Genomic DNA, 13,782 nt, shown 5'->3' with positions numbered 1-13,782 from the left:
CAGGTCAACCGATCGGACCAGCCGAACGTTGACCGAGGGAAGTCGTATGCCGCGCGCCAGTCGTACCGTCCGTCTCACCATGCCCCTGATCGCCGCGTCCCTGCTCGTGGGCGGTGGCCTCTCGGCCCTCGCGCTCGGGCAGGGCAGCGCCCGGGCCGCCACCCCGGCCGCCGAGACGGGCCGCGCCGGCGCCGCGGCGAAGGCCACGGACGACTTCAACGGCGACGGCTACGGCGACCTGGTCGTCGGCGCCCCGGGCGGTACGGTCTCCGGCCGGGCCAAGGCCGGGTACGTGGTGGTGACGTACGGGTCGAAGGACGGCCTGGACCCCGCCCGCAAGAAGGTCATCAGCCGCTCCACGAGCGGTGTGCCCGGCGCGGCCACGGCGAAGCAGGAGTTCGGTGCGACGTTCACCAAGGGCGACCTGGACCGCGACGGTCTCGCGGACCTGGTCATCGGTGTGGGCGGCAGGAGCGCGTCGGAGGGCTCGGTGATCCTGTGGGGTTCCGCCTCCGGCCTGACCGGCGGCACCAAGATCGCCACCTTCGGCCGGTCCCCGAAGACGGGGGACTTCGACGGCGACGGCACGACCGACCTCGCCCTGTTCGCCGGGGTGGAGTACTACGGCGACGACCCGGTCGGCCAGCAGGCCCGCCTGTGGAAGGGCCCCCTCAAGCGCAGCGGCACGCCCGCCAAGACCCTCGACTTCATGGACGAGTCGCAGTGGTGGGACTACGGCAGCCGTCGCCCCGACCCCACCTGCGCCGACCGGGACTGCGTCGACGGCCCCAGGAGCCTGTCGGGACCGGCCTCGCCGCAGGCCGTCGGCGACTTCAACGGCGACGGCCGCACCGACATCGCCATGGTCCGCTACCGCGGTGACGGCGAGTCGAGCAACGGCGTCCTGTACGGCTCGCCCACCGGTTTCAAGAACGGCGAGGCGCCGGGCTCGGGCGGCGACATGGGTATCGGTGACATCAACGGCGACCGTTACGACGACCTGGTGCTCGGCGACGACGACTACAAGTCGAGGGTCAGGATCGCCTACGGCTCGGCGAGCGGCCTCAAGGACGACACCCAGGTGTTCGACCAGGACCTGCCGGGCGTTCCCGGCGCCGAGGAGAGCGGGGACCAGTTCGGCGGCTCGGTGGCCGTCGGCGATGTGACGGGCGACGGATACGCCGATGTCGCCGTGGGCGTCACGGGCGAGGACGTGGGCACCGTCGCCGACGCGGGCGCGGTCGTCCTGGTGCGCGGCAGCGCCGACGGCGTGACCGGTGCCGGGGCGCAGGTCTTCCACCAGAACACGGCGGGTGTTCCCGGCGTCGCCGAGAAGGGCGACAGCTTCGGGGCGGAAGGCGCGCTGCTCGACGTCACCGGCGACGGCCACCGCGACCTCGCCGCTTCCTCCATCACGGAGAACGCGCAGGCCGGGGCGGTCTGGTCGCTGCGCGGCACGTCCACGGGCCTGACGGCCACGGAGTCCGTCGCCTTCGGACCCAAGGACGTCACGGCCCCGAACACCGCGGCGCTCTTCGGCAGCGCTCTGCGCTAGGACCCGTTCAGGGCCCGTGACGGCCCTGGCCCGGCCTGAGACCACCCCCGTGGGTCTCAGACCGGGCGGACCAGCTCCCACGTGTCGACCGCGTGGTCCAGGGCCATGCCGTGCCGCTCGTACAGGGCGAGGGCACCGCTGCTGTTGTCCGTGTCGACGCCGAGACCTATCCGGTCGCGGCCCAGCGCCGCGTAGTACCCGAAGGCGTGGCGCAGCAGGTGGCTGCCGAGGCCGCGGCCGCGGGCCTCGGCCAGGACGCCGAGGTTGCCGACCCAGGCCATCGACGGACGGTCGTTGTGGGTACGCAGCACAGCCGCGTCGCCGACGCCCTCGACGTGGGCGATCCAGATGAGTGACCAGTCGGCGCGCTCGGCATCGATGTCGTCCAGCCACTGCGCGTAGGTGCGCGGCTGGTGGTCGAAGTGCTCGTTGAAGCACTCCTGGAGCAGCCGGTGGGCGCGCCGCCGGTCCTCTTGCGCCGTGCAGTCGCGCAACGTCACGCCGTCCATCGACTCGGGCGATGGGTCTGATTCTACCTTCAGTTGACGGGCCATCACATTGTAGCGGCGTACGGGGCGCCAGCCTCGCCCGCGCAGTTCCCGCACATCCATGGTGGGCGCGATGTTGAGGTGCAGGCGCAGCACCGCGCGCGCAGCTCCGTTGGCCGCGGCGCGCTGTGCGGCGCGGGCCTCCATCAGGTCGAACAGGTGCAGGGCGCCCTGCGATCGGCCCGGCAGGACGTAATGATCGACATCGATCCGTTCGCCGCCCGACTCATCCCACAACAGGGCGTATCCGACGAGCCGCTCCCCCTCGAACAGCAGCCAGGAGTCACGCTCCAGATCCACCTCGGGATGCTTCAAATCGGCCAGCACCTCGGCGTGTTCGGTGTCCGCGCGGCCGACTTCCAGCAGGTCGACCTCATTGAGCAGCGCGCACACAGCGGCCGCGTCACCGAGCGTCGCAGCCCGCACGGTCAGGCCGGGCGGCGGGATGAGAGACGTGGTCATGGACCCACTGTCCGCCGCCGCACCCCTCGCCCGCAACGGACTTTTCCCGGGCCCGGGACATGGCGGATCCGGCCACCGCCGCGCTGGGCGAAGGCGAGGGCTCGGGCGAGGGCGCGCGGCCGGTGGTGGGGCGTCCTCGGCGGGCTCGTCACGGCCGGGGGCCTGCTGCTCGTCGCGGTCCTGGCCGTGTACGTACTGCCGAGGCAGGTCACGGGCGCCCTGCGTGGTCAGGGCTCCGCTGAACTACGGGTGCTGGTCTCGCCCGTGCCGCCGGCCCCTCAGGCCAGCACCGCCCGCACCGTCTTGCCGCCGCGGCGGGCGGATACGACCTCCAGGCGGTGGGTCAGTTGGCGTACCAGCGCCAGGCCCCGGCCGCTCTCCCGGACAGTGCTCGGTTTGCGTACCCGTGGGCGGACGGGGCTCGCGTCGGAGACCTCGACGGTGACCCGGTCGCCGGAGACCTCCACGCGCAGGCGGCAGCCGCCGTGCGCGTGCTGGACGGCGTTGGAGACCAGCTCGGAGACGACCAGTGCGGCGTCGTCGACACGCTCGGCGGTCACCTCGTTCTTGCGGCGGTGCGGTCTGACGAGGAACGCGCAGGTCAGCCTCCGTGCCCGCCCCGCCGAAGCGGCCTCCTGCGGCAGTGCGTACTCCACCCTCGCCGTGGGCCGATGGGCGCGCTGGTGCGCACGCATGGCAACTCACTTCCCCTCCCTGGGACAACCGGCACACCCGCGACCACTGTCGCCACCGGGGCCGCGGCGTGTCTTGCGCGACCGGTCCTGCCTCACCGTGATGCCCCCGTCGACTGATCGCCAATCCGCACGTCCAGTGCGCCCTACCGCAACGGGAGGACGCGCCTCGCCAGTCGCCTCGAGGAGCCTTGCCGTTGCCATGTGCCCCCGGTCGTTGGCGGGGACCACCGGTCGTCGCCGTGGACGTCGACCTCCGGGTTCCTCGTCGACACCTGGTGAGCGTCCGGCATCTGGTAAGTGTCGACATCCGGCAAGCGTCGACATCTCGTGAACGATGCCCTCCGTACGACCCGCCCCCGGAAAGGCCGCCCATGAATCAGCCTCCCCGCCCCTACAAGGACTACCAGGACGAGATCTACCTCGACGGTCTGCGCGGCGTCGTCCCCAAGTACCCCATGGCGTACGCCGAGCTGGAGGCCCGCGCGCACTCCGCGCTGCCGCCCTCCGTCGTCTCGTACGTCGCGGGCGGCGCCGGAGACGAGCGGACGCAGAACGCCAACGTGACCGCGTTCGAACGCTGGGGGCTGATACCGCGGATGTTCGTCGGCGCCTCTCGACGCGACCTCTCCGTCGACCTGTTCGGCATGACGCTGCCCTCCCCGCTGTTCATGGCGCCCATCGGGGTCCTCGGCATCTGTACACAGGACGGGCACGGCGACCTCGCGACCGCGCGGGCGGCGGCGCGGACCGGGGTGCCGATGATCGCCTCGACGCTCTCCGCCGACCCGATGGAGTCGGTCGCCGCGGAGTTCGGGGAGACTCCGGGCTTCTTCCAGCTGTACACGCCGACCGACCGCGCGCTCGCCGAGAGCCTGGTGCGCCGCGCGGAGGAGTCCGGGTTCAAAGGGATCGTCGTCACGATGGACACCTGGATCACCGGGTGGCGCCCGCGGGACCTGAGCACCTCCAACTTCCCCCAGCTGCGCGGTCACTGCCTGGCCAACTACACCAGCGACCCGGTCTTCCGCGCGCTGCTGCCCGCCGACCCCGAGCAGGACCCGCAGTCCGCCGTCCTGACCTGGGTGCGGGTCTTCGGCAACCCGCTCACCTGGGACGACCTGCCGTGGCTGCGTTCCCTGACCTCGCTGCCGCTGATCGTCAAGGGCCTGTGCCACCCCGAGGACGTCCGGCGTGCCAGGGACGGCGGGGTGGACGGCGTCTACTGCTCCAACCACGGCGGTCGCCAGGCCAACGGCGGGCTGCCCGCGCTCGACGTGCTGCCCGCGGTCGTCGAGGCCGCCGACGGGCTGCCCGTCCTGTTCGACTCGGGGGTGCGCGGCGGCGCGGACATCGTCAAGGCGATCGCGCTCGGTGCCACCGCCGTCGGCGTCGGCCGCCCGTACGTCTACGGCCTCGGCATCGGCGGGGTCGACGGCGTCACACACGTCCTGCGCTCACTGCTCGCCGAGGCGGATCTGCTGATGGCCGTGGACGGCTACCCGACGCTCGCCGACCTCACTCCGGAGGCGCTTCAGCGGGTGCTTTAGCGGGTGCTTCAGCGGGTGCTTTCGCGGATATCGCGCCGCGACCGTTGGACACTCACACGTTCCATGTGAGACGTTAATGTCTCATTCGAACTTGGAGTGTCCCATCATGACCCCGCAGCGTGATTCACGACGCTGGGCCGTCCTCGCGATCCTCTCCGGCAGCCTGCTGCTGATCGCCATGGACACCACGATCCTGAACGTCGCCTTCCCGTCCCTCGTCGCCGATCTGCGGCCCAGCTCCGTGCAGCAGCTGTGGATCATCGACGTCTACGCCCTCGTGCTCTCCGGACTTCTGGTCACGGCGGGCGCGCTCGGCGACCGGTGGGGCCGCAAGCGGCTGCTGCTCATCGGCTTCGGCGTCTTCGCCCTCGCCTCGCTGCTCGCCGTCTTCGCGACCGCCGCCTGGCAGGTCATCGCCGCCCGCGCGCTGCTCGGCGCCGGTGGCGCGGCGATCATGCCCGCCACCCTGTCGATCCTGCGCCACGTCTTCACCGACGCCCGGGAGCGCGCCCTCGCCTACGCGGTGTGGTCCGCCGTCTTCGGCGGCGGCATGGCGCTCGGCCCGGTCATCGGCGGTCTGCTCGTGGAGCACGACGGCTGGCACTCCGCGTTCCTGATCAACATCCCCGTCGCACTGGTGATCATCGCGCTCGGTCTGTGGTTCCTGCCCGAGTCCCACCAGCCCCGCCAGGGCCGCTGGGACTGGTGGGGCGTGGGCCAGTCGGTCCTCGGCATGCTCGCCCTGGCGGGCGGCATCAAGCAGCTCGGCAAGGGCGGCCCCGCCGACCCCATGGCCTGGGCACTGCTCGTCGTGGCCGCGGTGACGCTGACCGTCTTCGTGCGCCGCCAGCTGCGTCTGGAGCACCCGCTGCTCCAGGTGCGCCTCTTCGCCTCACGGCCGTTCGCCATCGCGGCGGCCTCGATCTTCCTCGGCATGATCGCGCTGGGTTCGGCCCTGTTCCTGATCACCCAGTGGTTCCAGTACGGGCAGGGCTACTCCCCCCTGGAGGCGGGCATCCGGCTGCTGCCCGCGCCGCTCGGCCTGGTCCTCACCTCGCTGGTGACGCCGGTGCTGATGCACCGGCTGCCGATCCGGCACGTCATGGGCGGCGGTCTGCTGCTGATGACGGCCGGCCTCGCCCTGCCGTGGCTGCTCCAGCTGACGGGACCGCTCGGCTACGGACGGATCGCCGTGGCGCTGGGCGTGCTCGGCTGCGGCGTCGGCATCGCGACGACCGCCGCGTCCGTGACGCTGATGGCCGCGACCCCGGCGAAGGACGTCAGCGGTGCGGCGGCCGTCGAGGAGACGTGTTACGAACTCGGCGCCGCGATGGGCGTGGCCATCCTCGGCAGTGTCGCCACGGCGCTGTACCGCGTGAACCTGCCCGACATGGGCCTCGCGGGCGACACCGCTTCGGCCGTGAGCGACTCGATCGGCGAGGCCGCGCGGGTGGCCTCCGAGCTGACCGGACCGGCCGGCGCCGCCCTGCTGTCGGGGGCCGCCGACGCGTTCACCTCCGGGATGACGCCGACGTTCCTGATGGCGGCCGCGCTGCCGCTGGCCGCCGCGGCGCTCACCTGGGCGAAGATCCCGAAGGGCCTGCGCCCGACGGAGGACGCGCACTGAGACCGCGTGAAGCCGCGGACCAACTGGCACCAGCCAGCTCCCGCGCGGCGCCTGGGCAGTGTCCGGTTAAGATCACAGAAAATTCGGCACAACGGGCGAGGAACGAAGAACTGTGCAGGTCAAGGGGAGGGGCATCGTGACGGCGGCCGTGGGGGCGGCGCTCACGATGGTGTTGGCGGGCTGCGGCGGCGAGGGCGACGGCGCGGACGGTGACCAGGGCAAGGCATCGCAGAATGAACGGGCGGAGGAGCGTAAGGATCAGCGGAAAGACGCCCGCGCCGTCCTGACGGCCGCGGCGAGGAAGACCGCGGCGCAGTCCTCGTACAAGACGATCCAGACCGGACAGGGCGGCACCGACCGCTCCGAGATGCTGTACCAGAAGAAGCCCGGCGCCACGGTCATCAAGGCGCAGGTCTCGAAGTCCGCGATCAACCCGGACGGCGTCAGCCACATGCTCTCCACGGGCGGCTCGACGTACGTGAAGACGGACAAGGTGCCGGGCAAGAGCTGGTACAGCATGGATCTCGGCGGGGGCGGTGGCGCTCCGCGCGGCGCCGGCTACGTCGCCGAGTTCACGGGTGCCCTCGCCGCGACGGAGTCCACCGAGTGGGTCGCCGAGGAGAAGGTCGGCGGCCGCCCGGCCGACCACTACCGCGGCAAGGTCGTCCTCGACGAGCTGGCGAAGTACGACGGTCCGGCCCTGTCCGCGGACCTCCGCGACCTCTACGTCAAGATGGCGAAGAAGCAGGGCATGGAGTCGGTCGTCATCGACATGTGGGTCGGCAAGGACGACCTGGTCCTCAAGGCGCGGGAGACCGGCGAGGGCAAGAAGGGCCGCGACGAGATCAACGAGGAGTACTCGGACTTCGGCGCCGTTCCGAAGATCTCCGCGCCGCCGGCCGCGTCGGTCGCCACGTGGGACCAGTTCATCGCGGCCCAGGCTCAGCCGTAGCGGGCTCCAGCCGTTGCGGCCCGCAACGGCTACAGTCACCAGCCAGCCAGCCATCAGCCTCGCTCCTCACCTGGGAGAACCCCGACCATGGCCGTCGACGAACTCGACACCCGCATCCTGCGGCTGCTCCTCGAACAGCCGCGCACCAGTCTGCGCGAGTACGCGCGCGTGCTCGGCATCGCGCGCGGCACCCTGCAGGCCAGGCTCGACCGCCTGGAGCGCGACGGCGTGATCACCGGCACGGGCCCGTTCCTCTCCCCCGCGGCGCTCGGCCACCCGGTGCTGGCCTTCGTCCACATCGAGGTCACGCAGGGGCATCTGGACGAGGTGGGCGACGCGCTCGCGGCCGTGCCGGAGATCATCGAGGCGTACTCGATCACGGGCGGCGGCGATCTGCTGACCCGCGTCGCGGCGCGGGACAACGGCCATCTGGAAGATGTCATCCAGCGGTTGATCAAGCTGCCGGGCGTGGTGCGCACGCGGACGGAGATGGCCCTGCGGGAGCGGGTGCCGCACCGGCTGCTTCCGCTGGTCGAGTCGGTCGGCAGGACGGCCGCGGGCCAGCGCTGAGCCCACCCACCCCGCGGCCGCGACCTGCGGCTTTGGCATCCTTGACGGCATGAGCAGCTTCGGTACCACCTCGGTCATCCTCGATCTCGACGGCACGCTCGTGGACAGCGAGCCCAACTATTACGAAGCGTCGCGGGCGCTGCTCGCCGAGTTCACCGGCCGGGAGTACACGTGGGCCGACAACGAGCAGTACGTGGGCATCAGCTCCCACGAGACGCTGGCGCGGTGGCGGCGGGAGTACGGGATCGACGCCTCGGTGGCCGAACTGCTCGCCGACCTCGACCGCCGCTATCTGGAGCTGGCGCGCGCCGATACGCGCGTCTACCCGGAGATGCGCAAGCTCGTCGAGGTGCTGCACGAGGCGGGCGTACCCATGGCCGTCGCGTCGGGGTCCTCCCGCGCGGCCATCGAGGCGATCCTCGCCGGTACGGGTCTGGACGCCCAGCTGACCACGTTCGTCTCCGCGGAGGAGGTCCCGCGCGGCAAGCCGGCGCCGGACGTGTTCCTCGCCGCGGCCGCGCTGCTCGGCGCGGACCCCGCCGACTGCGTGGTCTTCGAGGACGCGGCGCCGGGCGCGGCGGCGGCGCGGGCGGCGGGCATGCGGTACGTAGCGATTCCGTACGTGGCCGCCCACGCGGATGCCCCGGAGTTCGCCGAGGCCGAGCTGCTCTTCCGGGGCGGGCAGGCCGAGTTCACGGCACGGGCGGCGCTGGACATACTGGCGTCCGCGCAGTCGCCCCGATAGGGGCGCGGGGGACTGCGCGCCCAGCCACACGCGGCCCGCACGGGCAGGACACAAGCCGCTCCGGAGGCAACAAGGCTGCGCGCAGCGAGGTGATGCTCTTGGCGAGGGAGCGGCCTGCACCGGCGGCAGGTTGATCTCGTTGAACCCGGAGCGCGGCCCCGACGAGAGCAGCCGCAGGTCGTTGCAGCTCTTGGGAAGCTTGACGGCGATCCGCTTCAGGACGCCGGACAGGTGTACGAAGGCACCGCAGTCCTGGGTCGCCTCGACCAGGTTGGCGGCCGTCACCAGCGGCATGCCGGTGATCTCGGCGAGGTGGCGGCGCGCGACGGAGACCGCGACGGCGACGGCCACGGCGACGGGCGACCGGTTCGGCCACGCCTCCGCCGAGGCTAGGCGGCGGCCTGGTCGACGGCGACGGCGACAGCCACGGCGGCCCGTTCGGCCACGCCGCTACCTTCGCCCTCGCCCGCGCCTTTCAGCTCGCCCTCGCCCTCGCCCTCGCCGAGGAGACGGCGGAGTTCCGCCGTGCGCGCGGCCGGGTCGCCCGTGGTGAGCAGCGCGGCGAGGAGCGCGGTGCGCGCCTGGCCCGCGCGCAGCGTGCCGGTGAGGACGGCTCCGGCGGCCGCGAGGTCGACGGCTCCGCCGTGGGTGTAGATCTCGGTGACGGGACCGGCCTGGACGCGGGTGGTGAGCGCGACGAGAACGCCACGGTCGACGGCGTCGGTGACGGCGGTGACGAACTCGGGGGTCGCGTTGCCCGCTCCGGTGGCGACGAGCACGATGCCCTGCGCGCCCGCCGCGACCGCCGCCTCCAGGAGCAGCGGATCGGCGTCGACGTGGTGCATGACCATGTCGATGCGGGGCAGCGAGCCGGTGGCCGCGGGCAGCGGCAGCGGCTCGGGGCGCTCCGGGCGGTGCAGTACCGAGACCTTGCCGAAGCCGACCTTGCCTACGCGCGGCCCGGAGGGGTCGGCGAAGGCGTCGGCGGCGAGGGTCTGCGTCTTCACGGTGCCGCGCGCGGCGTGCACCTTGCCGTCGAAGACGACCAGTACGCCGAGGTCGCGCACGGTCGCGGCGGTGAGCAGCGCGTCGTACAGATTGCCGGGTCCGTCGCCGTCCTCGGCACCGAGCGGCTTCTGGGCGCCGGTGAAGACCACCGGGCGGGGGTCGCGGTGGTACAGGTCGAGCAGGAAGGCGGACTCTTCCAGAGTGTCCGTGCCGTGGGTGACGACGATGCCGTCGACGCCGGGGTCGGCGAGCACCTCGTGCACGGTACGCAGCAGGGTGATCTGCTGGGCGGAGGTCAGACGCGGGCTGTTCACATTGAAGAGGTCGATGACCTCGGAGGTGATGCCGGCGGGTATCGCGGCCGAGGCGAGCACCTCGCGGCCGGGGGCGTCGGCGGCGAAGCCGGTCCCCTGCCAGCGGCTGGCGATCGTCCCGCCGGTGCTGATGACGACGATCCGTCGCGCCTGTGCTTCCACGTCTGCGTACCTCCCAGGAACCCCGAGGACCAACAGCCCCCCGGGTGGTGGGCAGCCTCGACGCAACGATAGATCGAACAGCGCGCAATGTGCTTGCCTGAATCCGGCGCCCTGGCAACATCCGTAGTGGATAATTGCGACATGGACGAGATCGACCGCAGTATCTTGCGCGAGCTTCAGAGCGACGGTCGGCTGACCAATCAGGAGCTGGCCCAGCGGGTCGGCCTCAGCGCGTCACCGTGCATGCGGCGGGTGCGTCAGCTGGAGCTGGACGGCGTGATCCAGGGGTACCGCGCGGTCGTCGACCCGGAGGCGGTCGGCCGGGGCTTCGAGGTACTGGTCTCCATCGAGGTGCGGCGGGACCGCGCGACGGTCGAGGCGTTCGAGGCGGCGCTGCACGACATTCCGGACGTCATCGAGGCGTACCGCCTGTTCGGAAGCCCCGGCTGCCTGCTGCGCATCGCCGTCGCGGACCTCGCGGCGTACGAGCGTCTGTGGATCGAACGGCTCACGGCGCTGGCGGGTGTCACGGAGGTCAACTCGCAGATCATCATGAAGAGGATCAAGGAACCCGAGGGCCTGCCGGTGGACGACTGACCCGCTCCACGCCAGCGACACACCCCCGACTCGGCCGCGACACCTCAACCCTCCTTTGGTACAGACCTATTGACGCCTGGTCCAGTCCTTCCTAACGTGACGCTTCGCACCACGCACGTCTCGTCTCCTCTCCCCCACGCACCCAAGGAGCACAGCGTGATCGGTCGGACGTTACGCCTGCTGGGGACCGCCCTGGCGCTGGCCTGTGCCGCACAACTGCCGGCCGCCGCGGCGGCCCCCTCCGCTCCCGCGGCCGACACCTGCGCGGTCAAGTCGAAACCCGCCGGGAAGGTGCTCCAGGGCTACTGGGAGAACTGGGACGGCGCGGCCAACGGCGTACACCCGCCGTTCGGCTGGACCCCGATCACCGACTCCCGCATCCGCGAGCACGGCTACAACGTGCTCAACGCCGCCTTCCCCGTGATCCGCTCCGACGGCACCGTCCTGTGGGAGGACGGGATGGACTCGACGGTGAAGGTCGCGACCCCCGCCGAGATGTGCCGGGCGAAGGCGGACGGCGCCACGATCCTGATGTCCATCGGCGGCGCGACGGCCGGCATCGACCTGAGCTCCAGCAAGGTCGCCGACCGCTTCGTCGAGACGATCGTGCCGATCCTGAAGAAGTACAACTTCGACGGCATCGACATCGACATCGAGACCGGCCTCGTGGGCAGCGGCAGCATCAACCAGCTCTCGCCCTCACAGTCCAACCTCGTCCGCATCATCGACGGCGTCCTCGCCCGGATGCCCGCGGACTTCGGCCTGACCATGGCCCCCGAGACGGCCTACGTCACCGGGGGCAGTGTCGCGTACGGCTCGATCTGGGGCGCGTACCTGCCCGTCATCAAGAAGTACGCGGACAACGGCCGCCTGTGGTGGCTCAACATGCAGTACTACAACGGCAGCATGTACGGCTGCTCCGGCGACTCCTACGCGGCGGGCACCGTCCAGGGCTTCACCAAGCAGACCGACTGCCTCGACAAGGGCCTGGTCATCCAGGGCACCACCATCAGGGTCCCCTACGACAAACAGGTCCCTGGCCTGCCCGCCCAACCCGGCGCGGGCGGCGGCTACATGGCCCCGAGCCTGGTGACCCAGGCATGGAACCACTACAACGGCGCCCTGAAGGGCCTGATGACGTGGTCCCTCAACTGGGACGGGTCGAAGGGGTGGACGTTCGGGGACAACTTCAAGCGGCTCACTTAGCACCGGCCCGTGCTGGATGTGAGGCGGCGCTGCGCAGCGCCGCCTCGACCCGGCGGTTGTTGGTCATGGTCGCTGTGAGGGCGGTCATGGTGAGGAGGAGGCCCGTGGCGGCGTACAGCGGGGTGCGTACGTCGTATGTGGTGGCCAGCCAGCCGCCGAGGAAGGCGCCGAACGGGGCGGCGCACATGGCGAGCATGCGGGAGGTGGAGGCGACCCGGCCCATCAGGTGGGCCGGGACGATCGCCTGCCGCAGAGAGGGCCCGAGCACCATCGTGGCGCCCATGCCCGCCCCGCAGACGGCGAGCGCGAGCCCGGCCACGTACGGGTTCGGGGCGGCGGCAAGACCCAGGACGGCAAGCCCCTCGACCGCGGCCGTACAGGTCAGTGCGGTGCCGGTGCCGAGTCGTCGGCCGAGGAAGGAGGCGATGGCCGCGCCGAGCAGGCCGCCGGTGGCCTCCGCCGTGAGCAGCAGGCCGTAGCCGAAGGTGCCGATGCCGAGGCGGTCGTGCGCGAAGAGGGCCAGTACCGTCTCCACGGCGAGGAAGGCGACGTTCCCGACCGCTGGACGGAGCGCGAGTCCGAGCAGCAACCGGTCCCGGAAGACGTACGAGGCCCCGGCCCGCGCCTGTCGAAGCAGCGACTCGCGGGCCTCCGGTACGGGCCGGGGCACGGCCGGCAGCGACCGTACGAGCAGTGCGGAGAGTGCGAACGACACCGCGTCGGCGAGCAGTGGAACCGCCCGCCCGAGCGCGAGCAGCGCACTGCCCGCGGGTGGCCCCGCGAAGCCGGACGCGGCGGTCTGAGTGCCGCGCACGCGGGAGTTGGCGCGCTCCAGGAGTGCGGGGTCGCGGCGGAGCAGATCCGGCAGATAGGCCGTGGCGGCCGTGTCGAAGAAGAGTCCGCCGAGGCCGAGCAGGAAGGCGACGGCCGCGAGCAGCGGAATGCTCAGCACGTCGAGCGCGGCTGCCGCCGCCGGTATCGCGAGCAGCACCGCACGCGCCACGTCCGCGACCCACATCGTGCGCCGACGGTCCCAGCGGTCCACCAGCGCACCGCCGAGCACCCCGAAGAGCAGCCACGGCAGTGTCCCGGCCGCCGTGACGACGGCGAGCGCCATCGGATCCCTCGTCAAGGTCAACGCGAGCAGCGGCAGCGCGGCATGCGTCACCCCGTCACCGAGCGAGGACACCGTCTGCGCGGTCCACAGCCGCCCGAACCCGGCCGGGAACTTGTTTACGGGAAAGGTCACTTGACGTCTCCCTCGGCCTGCTCGCGAGGCGCCGGCCGGAACAGCGCGAAGGCGAGCGACACGTCCGGCAGCGACGGGTCGGACAGATCCCGGTACTCGTCCGCCAGTGCCTGCAACCGCGCGCCCAACTCCGCGAACTGCTCCCCGGTGAGCCGCAGATGCGCCATCCGCACGTGCCGCTCACCATCCGCCGGGGCCGCCTCCAGGTCCGCCACCGCATGCCGCATCAGCACATCCGGCTGTCCCGCCCCCGCGTCCGGCAGCACGATCGCCCGCGCGGCCATCGCGTAGTACCGCTCGGTGACCCCCCGGACCTTCCGCGTCCGCACCACCGTCACCAGGCCGGCCCGCTCGAGCAGCCGCATGTGGTAGCTGGAACTCCCCTTCGCGATGCCCACCCGCTCGGCGACCTGCGTAATCGTCGCCGGCTCGAAGCGGAGCACGGCCATGATCCGGTGACGGGTGAGATTGGAGACGGCGCGTAGCTGGTCCTCAGTGGTGACGTGAAAGGTCTCGGGAAGATCATCGGCAGGCATGCGCGCAAT

General features: G+C 71.6%; 13 protein-coding genes and 1 pseudogene. 8 read left to right on the top strand and 6 right to left on the bottom strand.

Annotated elements, in window-relative coordinates; genetic code table 11:
• Positions 1 to 79 precede the first annotated feature (79 nt).
• Entirely contained in the window at positions 80 to 1,555 is a 1,476-nt protein-coding gene (locus ACWDZ7_RS09045; RefSeq protein ID WP_451796017.1) for a hypothetical protein, read from the top strand.
• A gap of 56 nt (positions 1,556 to 1,611) precedes the next feature.
• On the opposite strand, the gene ACWDZ7_RS09040 is transcribed toward ACWDZ7_RS09045, so the two are convergent.
• Together ACWDZ7_RS09040 and ACWDZ7_RS09035 are read right to left on the bottom strand one after the other, a co-directional pair.
• Positions 1,612 to 2,565 carry a GNAT family N-acetyltransferase gene (locus ACWDZ7_RS09040; RefSeq protein WP_451796016.1) on the bottom strand — a complete coding sequence of 318 codons (954 nt, stop codon included), beginning with the start codon at positions 2,563 to 2,565 and terminating at the stop codon, positions 1,612 to 1,614.
• A 278-nt stretch (positions 2,566 to 2,843) separates the two neighbouring features.
• Positions 2,844 to 3,260: an ATP-binding protein gene (locus ACWDZ7_RS09035; RefSeq protein WP_451796015.1), complete on the bottom strand. Its 417-nt coding sequence runs from the start codon at positions 3,258 to 3,260 to the stop codon at positions 2,844 to 2,846.
• Positions 3,261 to 3,631: 371 nt separating this feature from the next.
• Between ACWDZ7_RS09035 and ACWDZ7_RS09030 the strand changes: the two genes are divergently transcribed.
• The 5 genes from ACWDZ7_RS09030 (at position 3,632) to ACWDZ7_RS09010 (ending at position 8,701) form a co-directional block, all read left to right on the top strand.
• Complete coding sequence (locus tag ACWDZ7_RS09030; protein WP_451796014.1) at positions 3,632 to 4,807, top strand: alpha-hydroxy-acid oxidizing protein; 1,176 nt, start codon at positions 3,632 to 3,634, stop codon at positions 4,805 to 4,807.
• Between the two features lie 106 nt (positions 4,808 to 4,913).
• A complete protein-coding gene (locus ACWDZ7_RS09025; protein WP_451796013.1) occupies positions 4,914 to 6,434 on the top strand; it encodes an MFS transporter in 1,521 nt (506 codons plus the stop codon).
• Positions 6,435 to 6,570: 136 nt separating this feature from the next.
• Complete coding sequence (locus ACWDZ7_RS09020) at positions 6,571 to 7,386, top strand: hypothetical protein (RefSeq protein ID WP_451796012.1); 816 nt, start codon at positions 6,571 to 6,573, stop codon at positions 7,384 to 7,386.
• A gap of 87 nt (positions 7,387 to 7,473) precedes the next feature.
• Positions 7,474 to 7,956 carry an Lrp/AsnC family transcriptional regulator gene (locus ACWDZ7_RS09015; RefSeq protein WP_451796011.1) on the top strand — a complete coding sequence of 161 codons (483 nt, stop codon included), beginning with the start codon at positions 7,474 to 7,476 and terminating at the stop codon, positions 7,954 to 7,956.
• Positions 7,957 to 8,005: 49 nt separating this feature from the next.
• Complete coding sequence (locus ACWDZ7_RS09010) at positions 8,006 to 8,701, top strand: HAD family hydrolase (protein ID WP_451796010.1); 696 nt, start codon at positions 8,006 to 8,008, stop codon at positions 8,699 to 8,701.
• 102 nt (positions 8,702 to 8,803) lie between these two features.
• Here ACWDZ7_RS09010 and ACWDZ7_RS09005 read toward each other — a convergent pair.
• Together ACWDZ7_RS09005 and ACWDZ7_RS09000 are read right to left on the bottom strand one after the other, a co-directional pair.
• Positions 8,804 to 9,025 (bottom strand): annotated as a pseudogene (locus tag ACWDZ7_RS09005) (lyase family protein); the annotation flags it as partial.
• Positions 9,026 to 9,090: 65 nt separating this feature from the next.
• A complete protein-coding gene (locus ACWDZ7_RS09000) occupies positions 9,091 to 10,185 on the bottom strand; it encodes an asparaginase (protein WP_451796009.1) in 1,095 nt (364 codons plus the stop codon).
• 141 nt (positions 10,186 to 10,326) lie between these two features.
• Here ACWDZ7_RS09000 and ACWDZ7_RS08995 point away from each other — a divergent pair, with 141 nt between their 5' ends.
• On the top strand, positions 10,327 to 10,782 hold the full coding sequence (locus ACWDZ7_RS08995; RefSeq protein ID WP_451796008.1) for an Lrp/AsnC family transcriptional regulator: 456 nt from the start codon (positions 10,327 to 10,329) through the stop codon (positions 10,780 to 10,782).
• Between the two features lie 156 nt (positions 10,783 to 10,938).
• A complete protein-coding gene (locus tag ACWDZ7_RS08990; RefSeq protein WP_451796007.1) occupies positions 10,939 to 11,988 on the top strand; it encodes a chitinase in 1,050 nt (349 codons plus the stop codon).
• On the opposite strand, the gene ACWDZ7_RS08985 is transcribed toward ACWDZ7_RS08990, so the two are convergent.
• Complete coding sequence (locus tag ACWDZ7_RS08985) at positions 11,981 to 13,237, bottom strand: MFS transporter (protein ID WP_451796006.1); 1,257 nt, start codon at positions 13,235 to 13,237, stop codon at positions 11,981 to 11,983. The two genes, ACWDZ7_RS08990 and ACWDZ7_RS08985, sit on opposite strands and share 8 nt — an antisense overlap.
• Complete coding sequence (locus tag ACWDZ7_RS08980; protein ID WP_451796005.1) at positions 13,234 to 13,773, bottom strand: ArsR/SmtB family transcription factor; 540 nt, start codon at positions 13,771 to 13,773, stop codon at positions 13,234 to 13,236. Before ACWDZ7_RS08980 ends, ACWDZ7_RS08985 begins: the two co-directional genes overlap by 4 nt.
• Between the last annotated feature and the right edge of the window lie 9 nt (positions 13,774 to 13,782).

The sequence above is a fragment of the Streptomyces sp. NPDC003032 genome, assembly GCF_053591415.1.
This window is presented reverse-complemented; position numbering and strand designations above follow the sequence as displayed.